General features: G+C 70.8%; 14 protein-coding genes and 1 tRNA gene. 7 read left to right on the forward strand and 8 right to left on the reverse strand.

What is annotated here, in order from left to right; all coding sequences use genetic code 11:
- On the forward strand, window positions 1-2479 hold a 2479-nt coding region (locus ON31_RS23205), incomplete at its 5' end, for a DEAD/DEAH box helicase (RefSeq protein ID WP_157533758.1).
- Here ON31_RS23205 and ON31_RS23210 read toward each other — a convergent pair.
- The gene (locus ON31_RS23210) at window positions 2476-3651 is read right to left on the reverse strand and encodes an amino acid deaminase/aldolase (protein WP_081592685.1); all 1176 of its coding nucleotides are present in this window, start codon (window positions 3649-3651) and stop codon (window positions 2476-2478) included. The genes ON31_RS23205 and ON31_RS23210 overlap by 4 nt on opposite strands.
- A 117-nt stretch (window positions 3652-3768) precedes the next feature.
- On the reverse strand, window positions 3769-4206 hold the full coding sequence (locus tag ON31_RS23215) for a TetR family transcriptional regulator (protein ID WP_081592674.1): 438 nt from the start codon (window positions 4204-4206) through the stop codon (window positions 3769-3771).
- 469 nt (window positions 4207-4675) lie between these two features.
- On the opposite strand from ON31_RS23215, the gene ON31_RS23220 reads away from it, so the two are divergent.
- Window positions 4676-5410, forward strand: a complete 735-nt coding sequence (locus ON31_RS23220; RefSeq protein WP_029931524.1) for a tyrosine-protein phosphatase — start codon at window positions 4676-4678, stop codon at window positions 5408-5410.
- 1 nt (window position 5411) lies between these two features.
- Here ON31_RS23220 and ON31_RS23225 read toward each other — a convergent pair.
- The 3 genes from ON31_RS23225 to ON31_RS23235 form a co-directional block, all read right to left on the reverse strand.
- A tRNA-Gln gene (locus ON31_RS23225) sits at window positions 5412-5483 on the reverse strand.
- Window positions 5484-5780: 297 nt separating this feature from the next.
- Window positions 5781-7025: a class I adenylate-forming enzyme family protein gene (locus tag ON31_RS23230; protein WP_039816827.1), complete on the reverse strand. Its 1245-nt coding sequence runs from the start codon at window positions 7023-7025 to the stop codon at window positions 5781-5783.
- Between the two features lie 114 nt (window positions 7026-7139).
- Window positions 7140-7934: an enoyl-CoA hydratase/isomerase family protein gene (locus tag ON31_RS23235; RefSeq protein WP_039816831.1), complete on the reverse strand. Its 795-nt coding sequence runs from the start codon at window positions 7932-7934 to the stop codon at window positions 7140-7142.
- Between the two features lie 98 nt (window positions 7935-8032).
- Between ON31_RS23235 and ON31_RS23240 the strand changes: the two genes are divergently transcribed.
- Complete coding sequence (locus ON31_RS23240; RefSeq protein WP_039816833.1) at window positions 8033-9067, forward strand: glutathione S-transferase family protein; 1035 nt, start codon at window positions 8033-8035, stop codon at window positions 9065-9067.
- A gap of 173 nt (window positions 9068-9240) precedes the next feature.
- Here ON31_RS23240 and ON31_RS23245 read toward each other — a convergent pair whose 3' ends face one another.
- On the reverse strand, window positions 9241-9621 hold the full coding sequence (locus tag ON31_RS23245; protein WP_039816886.1) for a VOC family protein: 381 nt from the start codon (window positions 9619-9621) through the stop codon (window positions 9241-9243).
- 76 nt (window positions 9622-9697) lie between these two features.
- Window positions 9698-10549, reverse strand: a complete 852-nt coding sequence (locus ON31_RS23250; protein WP_039816835.1) for a helix-turn-helix domain-containing protein — start codon at window positions 10547-10549, stop codon at window positions 9698-9700.
- 479 nt (window positions 10550-11028) lie between these two features.
- Here ON31_RS23250 and ON31_RS23255 point away from each other — a divergent pair, with 479 nt between their 5' ends.
- Genes ON31_RS23255 through ON31_RS23265 form a run of 3 tightly spaced genes read left to right on the forward strand, consistent with a single transcriptional unit; the run spans window position 11029 to window position 13513 of the window.
- Window positions 11029-11742, forward strand: a complete 714-nt coding sequence (locus ON31_RS23255) for a hypothetical protein (protein ID WP_029931518.1) — start codon at window positions 11029-11031, stop codon at window positions 11740-11742.
- A complete protein-coding gene (locus tag ON31_RS23260) occupies window positions 11739-12680 on the forward strand; it encodes an ABC transporter ATP-binding protein (RefSeq protein WP_039816838.1) in 942 nt (313 codons plus the stop codon). Before ON31_RS23255 ends, ON31_RS23260 begins: the two co-directional genes overlap by 4 nt.
- 41 nt (window positions 12681-12721) lie before the next feature.
- Window positions 12722-13513, forward strand: coding sequence for an ABC transporter permease (locus ON31_RS23265; RefSeq protein ID WP_039816840.1), 792 nt, complete (start codon window positions 12722-12724; stop codon window positions 13511-13513).
- On the opposite strand, the gene ON31_RS23270 is transcribed toward ON31_RS23265, so the two are convergent.
- On the reverse strand, window positions 13493-13720 hold the full coding sequence (locus tag ON31_RS23270) for a hypothetical protein (RefSeq protein ID WP_218007376.1): 228 nt from the start codon (window positions 13718-13720) through the stop codon (window positions 13493-13495). The two genes, ON31_RS23265 and ON31_RS23270, sit on opposite strands and share 21 nt — an antisense overlap.
- 163 nt (window positions 13721-13883) lie before the next feature.
- On the opposite strand from ON31_RS23270, the gene ON31_RS35775 reads away from it, so the two are divergent.
- Entirely contained in the window at window positions 13884-18107 is a 4224-nt protein-coding gene (locus ON31_RS35775) for an ABC transporter ATP-binding protein (protein ID WP_051037645.1), read from the forward strand.
- Window positions 18108-18113: the final 6 nt, after the last annotated feature.

An 18113-nucleotide genomic window follows, 5' to 3' on the forward strand; every position in this document is an offset into this window, starting at 1 on the left:
GACGACCGCAGCCACGACCGCTACGGCAACAGCACCGACCGATACGGCTACCGCCGCACCGGAATCGGAGTCGGCGACGACATCGACCGCAGCCGCGCGGACCGGAATCGCCGATGCGGTGCACGCCGACGTCTCGCACATCGACGACGGTCTCGTCGATACGTCCCGAATCGACGGGGTGCCGGGCGAAGTCACTGGCACCGGGCGAGCGGATGTGGTGGGGGCGGGGAGCGCCGGTGTGGAATTCGTCGAGGCCGATGCGGAACGGACGCAGCCGGTGGCCCGATCCGGGGGAACCGGGGCTCGCACATATCGCGCGGTCTACGAGTTCATCTCGGTCGCCGAACCGGCCGACTCGGTATGGGCGGAGGCGGCTTTCGTGGGTGCGGGGCTCACCGAGTCCCTGCTGCCCGCGCCGGCGCTGACCGAGTTGGAGCATGCCGCGCTCGCGCACCTCGATTCCGATTGCGCGGCCGCGGCGGATAGTGCGGGTGACTGGGTTGCCGTGGCGCGGCTGCGTGACTGGCTGCTGGAGTTGGCCGAGGGGTACGCCGTTCATCCTCGGGGGCGTCCCGACGAGATGGTGGCCGAGCCGGTGCCCGCCGCGGTGGAGGCCGCGTTGCGGGAGTTCGCGACCGGCCCGGCCCGCGGCGATGCGGCGCGATCGGGTGGCGGGGCGGCGTACGACGTGGACGGGCAGCGGGACGACGCCCGGCTGGCGGCCGCGCTGACCGCCGCCGCCCTGGGCTACCACCGTCGTGAGCGTCGCCCGCTGCGCTGGGCACACGCGGACCGCCTCGACCATCCGGTGGAGGAATGGGCCGACACTCCGGGCGTGCTCATCGCCGACTGGGGCACGGTGGACACCAACTGGCACCGCACCGGCCAGCATCCCATGCGCCGCTATCTCACCCTGACCGGACGGCTCGGCACCGGTCACGCACCCCCGCCCGGTACCCCGGTCGTCACCCTGTACGACCGTGCGGCACCGGATATCCCGGCTCGTCCCGGCCGCCGCCCGCTGGCTCGCGCGACCGTGCTGGGCTGTGCGCTGGACGCCAATTTCGACGATGTGGTGCGGGTGGTGGAACTGCTGCCCGCGGGCTGCGAACCCTTCGACGAACTGCCCGCCGCCATCGCCCCGTGCCCGCCCGCGCGCGCCGACCGGCTCGAGGACGCCATCGAGGATGTGGCGCACGATCTGCTGGTGACCCTGCCGGAGGTGCCGCCGACGGCGACCTTCGACCTGCTGTGCCGCCGCCCGCCGCGTCTGCTGTCGGGTGGGGCGCTGCCGGAGGTGTTCGGCGACCATGCGGCCGCCATCACCGCGGCCGTCCTGGATCTCGCGGATTCCTATGTGGCGGTGCAGGGTCCGCCCGGCACCGGCAAGACCGACACCACCGCCCGCGCGGTGGAACGCCTGGTGACCCGGTACCGGTGGCGGGTCGGCGTGGTGGCGCGCTCCCATGTGGCGGTGGAACATCTGCTGGACGCGGTGGTCCGGGTCGGGGTGTTGCCGGAACTGGTGGCCAAGGCGGACGCGCAGACGGTGGCCCCGGAGTGGTTGGGCATCGACGCCGACCGCTATGCACGTTTCCTCGACAATGCCGTCAATGGCTGCGTGGTCGGTGGCCTGCCCGACGATTTCACCGATACCGAACGGATTCCGCGCGACAGCCTGGATCTGCTGGTGATCGCCGACGCCGGTCGCTTCCCCCTGGCCGATACCGTCGCGGTGGCGGTGAGCGCCCGAAACCTGCTGCTGGTGGGCGATCCCGCACCACGCACCGGGCACGGCGCGCATCCGGAACCGGTGGACGAGGCGGTGCTGGGCTGGCTGATCGGACCGCATCGGACGCTGCCCGCCGAGTACGGCTACTTCCTGGACCGCACCTGGCGCATGCATCCGCGCATGTGCGGCCCGGTGTCGCGGCTGCGCTACGACAATCGGCTGCGGGCCAATGAAACCGTCACGCTGGCACGGGAACTCGACGGCGTCGCGCCCGGCATCCGCACCGTGACGGTCGAACATCACGGCAATGCCGCCGAATCCGCCGAGGAGGCCCGGGAAATCGTGCGCCAGGTGCGCACCCTGCTCGGGCTGCCCTGGCATACCGGGGCCGTCACGCGTCGCCTGCATCCGCACGACATTCTGGTGGTCGCGCCGTATCACGCGCAGGTGGCCCGGATTCGAACCTCGTTGTCCCGCGCCCGGATCGAGGATGTGCTCGTCGGCACCCCCGATCACTTCCAGGGTCGCGAGGCCGCGGTGGTGCTGGTCTCCATGACCACCTCGGCCCCCAAGGACGCCCCGCACGGTGTCGCGGCGCTGCTCTCCCGACACTGGCTGACCAGCGCTATCTCCCGCGCCATGTGGGCGGCGGTCATCGTGCGTTCACCGCTGCTGACCGAGTATCTGCCCAGCGGCACGGCGGAGCTGTCGGATCTGGCGGCGTTCCTGCAGCTGGATCGGGTCTAGCCGAAGCACTTCCCCTCGCCGCGGTAGGTGGGCACGGTGGTGCGAATACCGTTCTTCACCAGGTGAACTTCGGTGAATCGCTCGCAGAGTTCACCGGCCTTGGCGTGGCGGAACCAGACGCGGTCGCCGATGCGCAGTCCACCCGCGCCGGTGAGCGGGGTCTGCACCTCACCCGCACCCTCGGTGCCGATCAGCTTCAATCCCAAGGGCCACACCGGCTTCGGCACCCGTGACGCACCCGCCGGACCGGAGGCGATGAACCCACCGGAGAAGACGGTGGCGATGCCCGGGGCCGGGCGGCGCAGCACGGGCAGGGCGAAGTGCATGGCCGGGCGCCGGGCCAGATTGCGATAGCCGTCGAAGAGGGTGGGCAGATAGAGCCCGGAACCGGCGGTCACCTCGGTGACGTCCGGGTCGGCGATGCTCACCTCGATGGAGCCGGTGCCGCCGCTGTTGACGATCTCGAGTTCACCGACCTCGGCGCGCACCGCCTCCAGCACCGTGCGGCGACGCCGCAGGATTTCCGCAGCGGACATCTTCTTCACCAGGCGCACAGCGGGATTCGTATCGGGCAGGCCCGCGATCTGCGCCTCGTAGGTCATCACGCCGACCACTTCGAAGCCGCGCCGGACGGCCGCGGCGGCCAGGGCGGCGGCCTGCTCCGGGGTGCGGATGGGCGAGCGGCGCACCCCCAGGTGCAGCGGGCCGATCCGCAGCGAGGCGTCCACGTCGAGGCAGACGCGCGGGTGCACGTGCTCGGTGCCGACGGCGGCACGAATGAAGTCCAGCTGATCGACATCGTCGACCATGAGGGTGATGGCCGCGCGCAGCGTGTCGTCGGCGGCCAGTTCGGCCAGGGCGGCGCGGTCGGCAGTGGGGTAGCCGAGCAGGATGTCGCGGGCGCCCTCGTGCACCAGCCAGATGGCCTCGCGCAGGGAGTAGCCCATGATGCCGGCAAAGCCGCCGTCGGCGGTGAGGTCCTTGCCGAGCACTTCTTCCAGCACGGCCCGGCACCGCACCGATTTGCTCGCCACCCGGATCGGTACGCCGTTCGCGCGGCGTACCAGGTCGTTCGCATTGGCCCGCAGGGCGGCGAGGTCGACGGCGGCCAACGGTGGATCCAGATCGGCGGTGGCCGCGTGCAGCCCGCTGATCAGCGACGAATCGGTCACATAGGCCACTCAACCATGAAACTGGTCATCCGTCCAGCATTCCGGACGTGCCGAACCCGCCCACTCCAGGACTACCCCGACCGACGCGCCCGCTGCCACCGGGCGCACCGCTTCGACTCAACCGCGATCGAGCGCCTTGGTCGACAGGCTCGAGACCAGGTCGTCCAGCACCACCAGGGCGGTTTCGTCATCGCAGTCGGCCAGCCAGCGCAACACGATGCCCTGCATGACCGCGACCAGGTAAGCGGCGATGGCCTCGACCGGCTCCAGCCATTCGGTGCCCGAACGCTCGGCGCACAGATGCAGGAAGGACACGACATCGGCGTCCATCTGCCGGTACATGGCCGACGCCACCGGATCCGGGGTGCAGACCGACTGGTTTTCCCAGCGGCGGCGCAACACCGCCAGGGTGGATTCGTACGCCTCGATCTGCCGGTCCGGCGTGGCCTTGATGATCGGCCACAGCGCGCTGATTCCGGCGTGCAGCAGTACGCGCAGCGCCCGGGTACCGGTGAAATCGAGCGAGGCGGCGGCCTTCTCGATCGACTCGGTCATGGCGGGCCGCACTCCGATGTGAATTGTTTCTCCAGCGCTCAACGACGACTCCCTCAGCGAAAGAACTCGCGCACTTCGCACTGCGCGGCTCGCTCAGCGGGTTGCCGGATCGACACTGATCCCCCCAGGCTTCCACCTCGGATGCAACCGCTCAACGGGTACCGATGGTAAAGGTTTTTCTGGGTGCTCGACCAGCTTTGATAGCCATTTTCGTACCTGAAGACGGTTTTGTTACCTAATCGGAACAGTGACGCGATCGAACGGGAATGTTCGGAATTAGGCTGGCGACCTGGTAAACGCCGACTTTGGCGACCGAACGGTATTTTATGGATTCGATTCGGGACAATGCCACATACTGTGCCATATGACACAGGTGTAAGCCGTAAAGCCCCCTGGTCATAGCAGGAATTCGTCCCATCGATCCGACATCGACACCCACGGTATACCGCCGTACCGATAGCCTGGGTCGGTGACTTCAGCGGGCTCCGATCAGTTCCTCATCCCCGGCACCTTCAACTACCGCGACGTCGCGGGCGCGCGCACCGGAGGCGGCGCGAAGGTCCGCTCGGGGATCCTCATGCGGTCGGCCGAACTCAGCCGCCTCGACGGCGACGGCCACGCCACCCTGCTCGAACTCGGCATCACCGACGTGCACGACCTGCGCGGCCACGCCGAGATCGACTACATCGGTCACGACTCGCTACCCGAGGGCGTGCGGCTCAACGTCACCCCGTTCGATCCGCGCATGGGCGAGGCCCCGCCGCACGAGGCCCGCCGCCACAGCACCGCCTCCGCGCACATGCTCGAGGTCTACCGCCGGTTCCCCGCCCTGCCCGAGGCGCACACCGCCATCGCCGCCCTGGCCGACTCGATCCTGGCGGGCACCGCGCTGGTGCACTGCGCGGCGGGCAAGGACCGCACCGGCTGGGCCGTCGCCACCGTACTGCGCGCCGTCGACGTCACCGAGGACGACATCTTCGCCGACTACCTGCGCAGCAACGACGCCGTCCCCACCCTGCGCGCGATCATCGCCGCCGGCAGCGACGAGGAACTCTCCGACGATCTGCTCGGCGTACGCGCCGACTACCTCGCGGCGGGAACCGCCTCCATGGTGGAGATGTACGGCGGCATCGACGGCTACCTCGTCGAGATCGGCATCACCCCCGACCGCCGCGAGGCTTTGCGCGCCCGCCTGCTGGAGTGAGCTCGCCCGCCAGGACTCGAACCTGGACAGCGAGAACCAAAATCTCGCGTGCTGCCGATTACACCACGGGCGAAAGCTGGTGCGGGAGACCGATCCTCGCCGATCCATACGGTTTCCGACAAACGATTATCGGCGACCACCACGCATCAGTGCCGAGCACGGATGCGGAGTCCGCGCCCCGGTCGCCGAGCGTCGACCTCGTTTCCGGTGCGTGCACCACCGTTCGAGCCCCTCGTCCCTGGTGACGGCGGCACCAGGGAACGGCGAGCCCAGATGGCGGCGGCACCGGACAACGGCGATCCGGGAAGGACGGCGGCACCGGGCGGATTGCGTCGGCAGCACTCGGTGATGCGAGGGCGGAACGCGCCGTCTACCGGTGGGCGCGGCGGACGAGGCCGTCGGCGTCGATGCTGACCTGATTCCCGGTGTGGAACCAGGTTCCGGTGAAACGGGATTCGGTGGTCTGCGGGTCGTTCCAGTAGCGCCGGGTGACATTGGGGCCGCGGCAGAGGAGTTCGCCGTGGCCGGTGTCGGCGCGCGGGCCCCAGAGCGCGAGTTCGGTTCCGCCGAAGGCGAATCCGAGCGCGTCCCGGGTGGCGGTGTCGTCGCGGGCCAGTCCGATGCCGCTGGTCTCCGTCGCACCCCACACCGACCATTGGCGGGCCTCGGGGAAGATGTCGCGCAGGGCGGCGGCGACCGTATCGGCGATCCCGGGTTCGGCGGCGGCGAGTTCGGCGCGATGACCGGCACTGCACACCCGCCCGACCCGGTCCAGGCGCAGCCCCGCCAGTTCGGGCACCAGCCCGGCGAACACCCGCGGTGTGGCCGAGACCATGTCGATGCGTTCGGACACCAGCGCTGCCGCGACCGCCTCCGGGTCGGGGGCCAGCACCACGGTGCCGCCCACCGCGAAGGTCGGCAGCAGCTGGTCCACGCAGCCGCTGGCATGCGACAGTGGCAGCAGCAGCAGATTTCGCAGCCCGTCGGTGGGCAGATCCAGCGCGCCCACCACGGAGCGGATGGCCGAGAGCAGATTCTCGTTGGTCAGCTCCACGCCCTTGGGGTCCGCGCCGTGGGCGGGGCTGGTGTAGCAGAGCAGGGCCAACTCGGTCAGCGAGGCGCCGTCGTCGATGAACGCCGCGCCGTCGGGCAGCGCCTCGCGGAATCCGGCCGCACTGCCGCCGCCGTCCAGGATGTAGTCCGCGCAGCTGTCGTGGATCACCCGTTCCGCCAGCGCATCCGGGAGGCCCTCGTGTACCAGTACCGGCACCGCACCGGAGAGCAGCGCCCCCAGGAACGCCTGCACCCAGCGCGCCCCGACCGGCATGCGCACCGCCACCCGGTCGCCGTAGCCGATCCCGTGCTCCTGCAACCCGCCCGCGATGCGGGAGGCCGAGTACCAGAGCTCGCGGTAGGTGAGGCGGGGGCCGCCGATCTCGACCACCGCCTCCCGCGCCGCGAAGGTGTGCACCTGGATGTCCAGCAGCTCGGTGAGCGCCGGATTCAGGTTGCCGTACCGCAGCACGCCGTCGGCACCGCGCGCAAGGGGGTTGTCGCTCCAGGCTTTTCGCGATTCGCACGACGCCTGGGGATATTCGACCAGTAACTGCGACATCCGTCCCTCCGAGTGCCTCCGAGCCATCAGGCACCAGTGACTATATGATGCACGTCACATTCTAGGGTGGATTGTCGGCAAACGTCTTTCAGCCGTCACCCGGCTGAAACCGACTCACTGACCGGTATAGGTGGCCTTACCTGGGCCGACCTCGAGAAAGCTGCGGACCGCGCCCTGCAGATCGGCGGTGTCGAACAGCGCGCCGGAGACGGCCGGGGTCACCGAATCGGCGTGGGCGACACCGCCGGAGCGCCACGCCTCGATGATCTGCTTGGTGGCGGCGTGCGCCTTGGTGGGACCGTCGGCGAGGCGGGCCAGCAGCGCGCGGGCGGCGGTGTCGACGTCCTCGTGGACGGCGTTGACCACGCCCCAGTCGGCCATGGTGGCGGCGTCGTAGAGGTCGCCGGTCATGACGAATTCGCGGGCGCGGCCGGATCCGGCGCGCTCGGCCAGCCGCTGCGGACCGCCCATGGACGGGGTCAGCCCCACCACGGTCTCCACCAACCCGAACTTGGCCTTGGGCGCGGCCAGGATGACATCGCAGGCCAGCGCGACCTCGAAGGCGGCGGTCAGGGTGAGGCCGTGCGCGGCGAACACGACCGGGCAGGGCAGCGCCTCCAACGGGTGGATGATGCGCGCGAACAGGGTCCGCCACAGTTCCGCGCCCTGATCGGGGGTGAGGCCGTCGAAGATGTGCACGTCCACGCCGCCCGACACCAGCTTGCCCTCGGCGCGCAACAGCAGTGCCCGCGGCGGGGTGGCCGACAGCTCGGCGATATCGGCCGCCAGGGCCTCCATCAGCGCCTTGTCGAAGAGGTTCAGCGGCGGATGCGCGACGGTGATGACGGCGGCCCGCGCGCCACCCTCGGTGGTGACGTACTCGAGACGGGTCGGCTTGGTGTCGGTCATGAGGGCGAATCTAGGCGCTGGCGCGACCGGGCGACAGCCCTGCCCACCGACGGTGTCACGCCCTACTGGGAGCGCGCGCCTTCTGACAGACTGGCCGGGTGACTACTTCGGCTTCGGACACTTCGCAGCGCGGCAGCTACGTCGAACCCGGCGAGTTCACGCGGGACACCAACTACATCACCACCCGGATCACCGCCGACGGGCCCGACGGCTACCCGGTGGAGCCCGGCCGCTACCGACTGGTCGCGGCGCGCGCCTGCCCGTGGGCCAATCGCACGCTCATCGTGCGGCGACTGCTCGGCCTGGAACCGGTACTGTCGCTGGGCCTCTGCGGGCCCACACACGACAAGCGCAGCTGGACCTTCGATCTCGACCCGGGCGGCGTGGATCCCGTACTCGGCATCCACTTCCTGGCAGACGCGTACTTCGCGCGCTTCCCCGACTACCCGCGCGGCATCACCGTCCCCGCCGTCGTGGACGAACGCACCGGGCAGGTCGTCACCAACGACTACGCCCGGATGACACTCGACTTCTCCACGGAGTGGACCGAATACCACCGCGCGGGCGCGCCGCGGCTGTATCCGGAGGAGCTGCGCGCCGAGATCGACTCGGTGAACCGGCGGGTCTACACCGAGGTCAACAACGGCGTCTACCGCTGCGGATTCGCGGGCTCCCAGGACGCCTACGACGCCGCCTACGACCGGCTGTTCACGGCGCTGGACTGGCTCTCCGAACGGCTCGCCGGGCAGCGCTACCTGGTGGGCGACACCATTACCGAGGCCGATGTGCGGCTGTTCACCACGCTGGTGCGATTCGACGCCGTGTACCACGGGCACTTCAAATGCAATCGCGAGAAGCTGACCGAACTACCCGTGCTGTGGGCCTACGCCCGCGACCTGTTCCAGACGCCCGGCTTCGGGGACACCGTCGACTTCACGCAGATCAAACAGCACTACTACATCGTCCACCGGGACATAAACCCGACGGGGATCGTGCCCAAGGGGCCGGAACTGTCCAATTGGCTCACCCCACACGGACGGGAAGCGCTGGGCGGCAAGCCGTTCGGCGACGGCACCCCGCCCCCGCCGCCGGTGGAGGCCGAGCGGGTGCCTGCCGAACACGGGGCGGCGTAGCGGGACAAGCCGGGGCACAGTCCGATCATCAGGGCGGGCAGCGGCACCCGGCCCCCGGGGAGGCGGTGGCACCCAACCTCCCGGGTGACCCTCGCCCCGGCCACGCGGGCGCGAAAGACGGACCGCCCCAGCACCGGTGGGTCGCGGTTCCGCGTCCGGTGTCGGCGGCGTCGTCAGGACTCTCCGTGCCCCCGATAGGTACCGAAACTCCAGTACACGCCCTCGGGATCGCGGACGGTGAAGCCGCGGGACTCGTAGCCCTCCTCCTCCCGCAGCTCCCGGGTGACCCTCGCCCCGGCCGCGCGGGCGCGGTCGTGCAGGGCGTCCACGTCCTCGAGGGCGATGTAAACGCAGCCCGCGCCGGGCGGCAGCTCCCTGGCGGCCATGTCCTCCCGCCAGGAGCCGAGCATGACCCCGCCACCGCCGGGCCACGCCAGCTCGGCGTGGTGCACCACCTCTCCTTCGGCGTAGCAGGCGCGGGTCTCGAATCCGAAGGCCCGCTCCAGGAAGTCGATGGCGGCGCGGGCGTCACGGTAGGTCAGGCACGGCCAGATCGCTGTGCCGGTGGGCGCGGTGGGCGTCGACGCAACGGAGGCCGGTACAGCGGCGGTCGATTCAGCGGCGGTCGATTCAGTCATGGGACGAGGATCCCGCCGCGTACGGGAGCTGGTCTTGGACGAATGGGAACACCTCGCGCTCCCGCCACACCGACGGCGGCAGACCGGCGAATTCGCGCCATTCCCGGGCCATGTGCGCCTGGTCGTAGTATCCGGTGCGGGCGGCGACCTCCGCGAGCGCGGGCACGTCCGGCAACCGCAGCAGTCGGTGCGAGCGCTCGAAGCGGGCGATGCGGGCGGCGTCCTTCGGCGAGATGCCGAATTCGGCGGTGAACCGGTTGACCAGATGCCTGCGGCTCCAACCGATATCGGCGGCCACGTCGCCGACCCGCACCCAGGGGCCGGGCCCGGAGAGCAGATCCCAGGCCCGCGTGAGCTCGTCGGCCCAGGGCACCGGTCGCACCTCGCGCAGCAGGATGTCGTCCAGCACGGCGAACCGCTCCGACCAGGCGGGCGTCGCCGAGATCCGGTCCCGCAACTCCACCGCCCGCGCGCCCAGCAGGTCACCGAGATCCACCACCCACGAACCCAGCGCCGCGGTGGGAACACCCAGCAGCGCGCGTGCCCCGCGCGGGGTCAAACCCAACTGGATGCCGTGCTGGAAACCATCGTGCGCGACCAGGGCCGGGCGCACCGTCAATCCGCTGGCCAACATGTCCCAGCGCCCGCCCGCCTGCTCGGGATGCGAGGACACCGGCACGTCCACCGGTTCGTCGATGGTGACCAGCATGGTCAGCGTGGTCGCGGGCATGCCCACATGTGTCCCCGGCGCGAAGCCGCGCAACAGGTAGCCCTCGTAGGAGAGGACATACGGTCGCAGACGCGGATCGGGCAGGCCCCGAGCGCCCTCGGACACTCCGGTCACCTGATCACGGTAAGCCCGCGCACCGACAGCCACCACCCCGCCGCGCGAAGCTCCCGGGGCCCGCCACCGCTACCGCAACATCCGTGGGCCGCCACCCGACCACAGCGAGCGTCACGGTCCACCGCCACCAGCAGCATGCGGTGCGTCACCTGCCGCCAAGCCCGAAGCCTCGAGTCCACCGAACCCGGCACCAAAGCTCACGGCCCCGGCGCGTGCGGGCAGCCAGCACACGCCTCGCGGTCCACCGCGGCCCGACACGCGGTGCGTCACCGCCTCGCCCGTACGGAGCGTCGCGTCCGCCACGCGGCGCGGGCGAGCGGGAGGCCGCATTCTGGGTATTGCACAGGTGTCCGCCGGTACGGCGGCAGCCGCTCGCCCGGGTACAGCCGGTGATCGACCCGGAACCGCCGTACATCGCGGATCGTTGTCTTCGTGCCATAGAGTTCTGGTCAGCGGACCGGAGGAGAGGGGTGTTGTCGATGTTCAAGGGCGGACTGGAGAAGACGGTCGTCTCGCTGCTCGACAACGGATCACAGGTGCAGGCGCCTGCCGTCGCCAAATACGTGGAACGGCTGCGCAAGGCCCATCCGGACGAATCCCCGGCGCAGATCATCACGCGACTGGAGAAGCTGTACCTGACCACGGTGACCGGCAGCGGCACGGCCGTCGGCGCCGCCGCCGCGGTGCCCGGCGTCGGAACCGTCGCCTCGGTGGCGGCCATCTCCGCGGAGACCGCGTTCTTCCTGGAGGCCTCCGCGGTGTTCACCCTCGCCGTCGCCGCCGTGCACGGTGTCGCACCCGAGGACAAGGAGCGCCGCCGCGCGCTGGTGCTCGCCGTGGTGCTGGGCGAGAGCGGTATGGAGATCGTGCAGAAGAGCGTCGGTCACTCCGCCAAGAACTGGGGCACCCTGCTGGCCAACAAGATTCCCGGCATCAGCAGCATGAACGATTCGCTGCTCAAGCGATTCCTGGTGCAGTTCATCACCAAACGCAGCGCGCTCATGTTCGGCAAGGTGCTGCCCGCCGGAATCGGCGCCGCCGTCGGCGGTTTCGGCAACCGGGCGCTGGGCCACCGGCTCATCGACAACTCCCGGCAGGCGTTCGGCACCCCGCCGCGCACCTGGCCGCAACCACACGTCATCGACGCCGACCCGCTGCCCGCCCTGGACGCGGCAGACAAGCAGGCGCGATGAGCCCGGCGCGGCCGCTCGCCTTCGCCGTCGCGGGCCTGCACAAGACCTTCGATACCGCGCCCGTGGTCCGCGATGTGAGTTTCGTGGTGCCGGCCGGAACCGTCGCCGCACTCGTCGGCCCGCCGGGGGCGGGCAAATCCACCGTGCTGCGCATGCTGCTCGGCCTGCTGCCACCCACCTCCGGCACCGTGCACATCGGCGGCCCCGGTTCGGGCGTGCGTCCGGGACGGCGCGCGGTGGGCGCCGCGCTCACCCCGCGCGGACTGCACCCCGCCCGCACCGCCCGCGATCAGCTGCGGGTATTCGCCGGTGCCGCAGGGGTTTCCGATGCTCGGGTGGACGAACTGCTCGCCCTGGTGCGCCTGGACACCGTGGGCGGTCAGCGCATCCAGTCCTATACACCGGGCATGAGCACCCGGCTGGCCCTGGCCGCCGCACTCCTCGGCGATCCGCCGCTGCTGGTGCTCGACGAGCCGACCCTGGGCCTGGACCCCGGGGAAACGGCGTGGCTCACCGAGTTCCTGCGGGCGCATGCCAGGCGCGGCGGCACCGTCGTGTTCACCGCGCGCACCCTCAGCGAGGCGCTGCCGATGGCCGACGAGTTGATCGTGCTGGACCGTGGGGCCATCGCCTACCAGGGCAGTCCGGCGCGACTGCGCCGCAGCCACCCGGATCGGCTGCTGGTCAAGTCCTCCAGCCAGATCGCGCTGGCCACCACGCTCGCCGCCCACGGCTTCACGGACGCGGTGATGCGGCCGGACGGTCGGCTCGCCGTCGCCGAGGTGACCCTCGCCCAGTTGGAGACGGCCGCCGCGGCGGCGCGGGTGCAGCTCACCGAGGTCAGTGCCGAACACGTCCACCCGGATCAGGTGCTCGCCACCCTCACCCGGGGCGCGCCCGCCCCGCCGTCCCCGGCGTTGTACGCGATGCCGCGGTGACATCCGCCGTGCCGCACAGGTTTCCGACCGGAAGGTAGTCGATGATCCGCACCGTGCCGCCCGCCGTGCTCCAGGCGGGCACCTCCGAGGTCCGCAAGGTCACCTCGCTGCGCATGAACCGGACCATGGCCGGGGCGCTGGTGCTGGTCGGGGCGATCGTGTTCACCGTCGCCGGACTCACGGTGGAGACCGCCATCGCCAGCGACGGCATCTCACACACCATGGCGGCCGGGTCGGCGCTACTCGCCGTGGGGGCGACGCTGGCGGCGGCCATCGTACTGGCCGGAATATTCGGCGCGATCGGTTCCGGGGCCGAGTACCGGTACCACACGCTGCCGGTGAGCGCGCTGCTCACCCCGGACCGAAATCTGCTGTTCGGCTCCAAATTGGCTGTGACAGCGGCCTTCGCGGTCGGCACGGTGCTGCTCACCGAGGTGCTCGGTCTCGGGGCCTTCCTGCTGTTCGGCAGCGAGCGGCTGCAACTGCACGCCTGGTTCTTCGGACTGCTCGGCGGCGTGCTGCTGAGCGCGCTGTGCTGGGCGCTGCTGGGTGCGGCACTGGGGTACCTGCTGCGCTCACCCGTCCAAGCCGTCGCTGTCATCGTCGGGTGGACGGTGCTGGAACCGCTGGTGTGGCTGGTCGTGCAGGGGGCGGGTATTCCGGGCTTCGCCACCGTGCTGCCGGTCTCGGCCACCCTCGCCACCGCCACCGCGGGCGCGTTCGCCGATGCCGCCTTCATCGCGCACACCCCGGCGGCCATCGTGGTGCTGCTGCTGTGGACCGTCGGCACGGTGACCGCGGCCTGGTGGTTCCTACGGGTGCGCGACCTCTAGTCGGTGACGATCGAAACCCGCTGCCACACGGTGTGATCCGTGGCGGGCCACCGGAGTGTCGGTCCCGTACACGGCGATCTCGGCGGCCAGGTCCAGCGGGCGGGTCGGCGCGCGCAGTTCCCGCTCGACCGCGGCATCCGAAACCAGCCAGCGGACTTGGCGGAACACCCGGCCCGGGAAGCCGCCCATCCGCCGGAAGCCGAGCACCACTCCGCGGAACGCGGCCGAGCGCTCCGGTCGGGGACGAACAGAACGGCGTGATCGACGCGCTGAATCGGCGGGGCGGCTCCGACCAGCACGGTCCACAAGCGGGCGTCCCGATCCGGCGGGAACAAAATCGCGTCGGTGCGGGTAGATACCGTCGATACGGATGACTGCGATCGAGACTGATGAGCCGAGGAACCGACCGGCGGCGGGCGCCGCGCGCGGCGGGTGGATTCGGCGCTTGTGGGCGCGCTGCCGGGAGCATCCGTGGGTGCTGCTCGGCATCACCGCGGCCCTGCTCGCGGGGGCCGTGGTCGAGGTGACCGGGCCGCTGCTGGCCAAACGCGCACTGGACGGGGCGACGGCGGGCGATACCGCGATCATCGGGGTGATGGCCGGATTCATGGCCGTGCTGGCGGTGGGGCGGTTCGCGGCCACCTTCACCCGGCGCTGGCTGGCGGGACGGCTGGCGCTGGACGTGCAGCACGAACTGCGGCTGGATCTGCTGGCGGCGCTGCAGCGGCTCGACGGGCGGGGGCAGGACGCGCTGCGGACCGGGCAGGTGGTCTCACGCTCGATCACCGATCTGCAACTCGTGCAGGGACTGCTGGCCATGGCGCCCTGGTCGACCATGGCGGCCCTGCAATTCGTGCTGGCGGCCGCGGTGATGCTGTGGCTGTCGCCGCCGCTGGCCCTGACCGCACTGCTGGTGGTGCCCGCCATCGCCGTGGTGGTGTACCGGATCCGGCCACGGCTGTACGCGGCCACCTGGTCGGCGCAGCAGCGGGCGGCCGATCTCGCCCAGCATGTGGAGGAGACCGTCACCGGAGTCCGGGTGGTGAAGGGCTTCGGGCAGGAGTCCCGCATGGTCGGCGTACTGGAGGGGCACGGCAGGCGGCTGTTCGCCGAGCGCATGCGGGCGGCGCGACTCGATGCCCGATTCGCGCCGACGCTGGCGGCCATCCCGCAGGCCGGGCTGGTCGGCGTGATCGCGGTCGGCGGGCTGCTGGCGCTGCGTGGATCGATCGGCGTCGGCACCTTCCTGGCGTTCACGGCCTATGTGGCGACCATGACCGCGGCGGCCCGCACCATCTCCTCGGTGCTGGTGATGGCGCAGCTGACCCGCGCCGCCGCCGAACGTGTGCACCAGGTGATCGACAGCGCCCCGCTCCGGACCGATCCGGAGCATCCGGTCGCCCTGCCCAGCGGGCCGCTCGGCATCGAGATCGACGGGCTGAGCTTCGGATTCGATCCGGAGCAGCCCATCCTGCGCGATTTCACGCTGACGGTGGAACCGGGCGAGACGGTGGCGATCATCGGTCCCGCGGGGTCGGGGAAGTCCACCCTCGCGCTGCTGCTGCCCCGCTTCTACCCGCCCGACGCCGGTCGAATCATGCTGCGCGGCGGTGACACCCGGGCCGATCTCGCCGAATTGCGGGCCGCCGACCTGCGTTCGGCCATCGGTGTGGTGTTCGACGAGCCGTTCCTGTTCTCCGACACCATCGCCGCCAATATCGCTCTCGGCCGCCCCGACGCCACCGCGGCCGAGATCCGCGCCGCCGCCGACATCGCCGCGGCCGCCGAATTCATCGAGACGCTGCCCGAGGGCTACGACACGGTGGTCGGCGAGCGCGGGCTCACCCTCTCCGGCGGTCAGCGCCAGCGCATCGCCCTGGCCCGCGCCTTGCTCACCGATCCGCGCATCCTGGTTCTCGACGACGCCACCTCCGCCGTCGACGCCGTCACCGAGGCCGCCATCTTCGACGCCCTCCCCCACCGCGCGGGCCGCACCACCATCATCCTCGCCCACCGCGAATCCACCCTGGCCCGCGCCGACCGCGTCATCCGCCTCCCCGGCCCGGACCTCACCGTGCCGTCAGGAATAGTCGCGGAAGGTCATGAGGAACCCGGCAACGGCCACCACGAACAGCGTCGCGAACCCGAGCACCCGCAACCACACGACCGACCAGTCGCGCACCCACAGCCCGGCGAGCATGACGAACAGCAGCATGAGCACCCCGTAGAACGGGGTCCGCTGGGGATGTCGTCCCATGCCTCCGGCGTACTCCCCGCACCGGCCGAACGCCAGTACGCCCGGTCGGACCACCGATCGAGGGGCAACGGCCACGACACCGACCACCGGGCAAGCACCGAACCACCCCACCACGAGTCCTTACCCGCAACCGATCACCGACCGGTCACCACGACCGAGCAACCGCCCACCGAACCCCGAGCACACGGCGGGTCCCCGCACGGCGAACCCGCACCCGCATCGGACCCACCGGACGGGCGCGTGGACGTCAGCTCGGGCCGACAGTCGCCAACGGCTACCCCGACGGACAGCGGGCCCCACGTGGGGGCCGCCGGTTCGGACAGCAGCCACCACTCGGACACTTCGAGTCCGGGCCGCGAGCATCACGTGAGCACCGCCGCGGACGGCGGACCCGACCCGGATGCCGTCTCCGTGGGGCACGGCGCGGCCGGTCCCACTCAGCTCGATCCGGATACACCGCCCGAGGTGCGGCGGTCGCTGCGGAAGCTGGCACCGGCCACCGAGCTGCCCGGGGTGGACGAGCGGGGGTTGCGGGAGCCCGATCCCGGGTTCCGGTTGCGGCGGGCGTTGCGGCCGGTGCGGTGGCTGGTGGCGGCGACCGTGCTGCTGCTCGGGCTGGATGCACTGGTGAGCGTGGGATTCCCGTCCCTCGTGCGGTTCGCCATCGACCATGGTGTGAGTGCCGGGAACGGCGGGGCGCTGGGGTGGGCCGCCGGGGGTGGCGCGGTGCTGGTCGCGGTCGGCTGGGTGGTGGCCTCGGCGGCGCTGCTGTGGGGGTCGCGGGCCGGGGAGCGGGTGCTGTACGGGCTGCGAGTGCGCAGTTACGCGCATTTGCAGCGACTCGGCCTGGACTACTACGAGCGCGAACTGTCCGGTCGGATCATGACCCGGATGACCACCGATATCGACGCGCTGTCGACCTTCCTGCAGACCGGCGTGCCCGAGGTGGTGGTCAGCCTGCTGACCGTGGTGGGCATCGCGGCGGCGCTGCTGCTGATCGACGCGCAGCTGGCACTGGTGATCATCGCCGCCATTCCGCCGCTGGCGCTGGCCACCTGGCTGTTCCGCCGGGTGTCGAATTCGGCCTACAGCGCGGCGCGCGAGCACGCCGCCACGGTGAACGCCGACTTCCAGGAGAACGTGTCGGGGCTGCGGGTGGTGCAGGCGTACCGGCACGAGCCGCGGGCCGCGCGCCGCTTCGCCCGGTATTCCGACAACTACCGGGCCAGCCGGATGCGGGCGCAGCGCGCCATCGCGGTGTTCTTCTCCTTCGTCGGCGCGTGGACGGATCTGGCGCTGGCCGCCGTGGTGTTCGCCGGAGCCTGGCAGGTGGCCCGGGGCACCACCACAGCGGGCACGCTGGTGGCGTTCGTGCTGTACCTGGGCCTGCTGTTCGGCCCCATCCACCAGCTGTCCCAGCTCTTCGACGGCTATCAGCAGGCGCGGGTGGGCCTGCGGCGCATCGGCGAACTGCTGCGCACCGAATCGTCCATCGCAGCCGATCCGGAGAACGCGGTCCCGATCGCGGGTGAATTGCGCGGCGAGGTGGTATTCGAGAATGTGCGTTTCCGGTACCCGACCGCCTCGACCCCGGCCCTGGACGGGGTGAGTTTCCGCATCCCCGCCGGTGGCAGCCTCGCGCTCGTCGGCGCGACGGGTGCGGGCAAGTCGACGATCGTCAAACTGCTGGCCCGGCTCTACGACCTGCCCCGAGATCCGGATTCCGGCGGCGTCTTCGTCGACGGCGTCGACATCCGGGACTACCGGCTCACCGACTACCGCTCCCGATTGGGTGTGGTGCCGCAGGAAGCTCACCTCTTCACCGGCGACGTGGCGAGCAACATCTCATTTGGCAAACCTTTCGCCACCACCTCACAGATCGCGCGGGCAGCCGATGAAGTGGGAGCGCTCGACACCATCGCGGCCCTGCCGCGCGGGTTCGGGCAGCCGGTCGGCGAACGAGGACGGGGACTGTCGGCGGGCCAGCGGCAGCTCATCGCCCTGGCGCGGGCCGAGCTGGTGCACCCGGATCTGCTGCTGCTCGATGAGGCCACGGCCGTGCTCGACCCGGCGGCCGAGGCATCGGTGCTGGTCGCGAGCAGATCGGTGACGCGCGGGCGGACCGCGATCATTGTCGCGCACCGCCTGGCCACCGCCGCCCAGGCCGATCGGATCGCGGTCGTGGAGCACGGCCGCATCACCGAAATCGGCACCCACGACGAACTGCTGGCCGCCGCGGGCACGTACTCCCGCCTGTGGGCTGCGGCGGGTGCGGAGAAAGGAATATTCTCGGGCGGGGACGAGTCGTCACCAAGGGAGATGTCCACCCGGTGGTAGTCCACG

Source organism: Nocardia otitidiscaviarum NBRC 14405 (genome assembly GCF_000308635.1).
Classification (GTDB): domain Bacteria; phylum Actinomycetota; class Actinomycetes; order Mycobacteriales; family Mycobacteriaceae; genus Nocardia; species Nocardia otitidiscaviarum.

Coding starts and splice junctions, on each gene's coding strand:
- ON31_RS23215 (WP_081592674.1), bottom strand. CDS start 4,206: ATGACCGAGTCGATCGAGAAGGCCGCCGCCTCGCTCGATTTCACCGGT.
- ON31_RS23230 (WP_039816827.1), bottom strand. CDS start 7,025: ATGTCGCAGTTACTGGTCGAATATCCCCAGGCGTCGTGCGAATCGCGA.
- ON31_RS23260 (WP_039816838.1), top strand. CDS start 11,739: ATGAGCCCGGCGCGGCCGCTCGCCTTCGCCGTCGCGGGCCTGCACAAG.
- ON31_RS23235 (WP_039816831.1), bottom strand. CDS start 7,934: ATGACCGACACCAAGCCGACCCGTCTCGAGTACGTCACCACCGAGGGT.
- ON31_RS23265 (WP_039816840.1), top strand. CDS start 12,722: ATGATCCGCACCGTGCCGCCCGCCGTGCTCCAGGCGGGCACCTCCGAG.
- ON31_RS23255 (WP_029931518.1), top strand. CDS start 11,029: ATGTTCAAGGGCGGACTGGAGAAGACGGTCGTCTCGCTGCTCGACAAC.
- ON31_RS35775 (WP_051037645.1), top strand. CDS start 13,884: ATGACTGCGATCGAGACTGATGAGCCGAGGAACCGACCGGCGGCGGGC.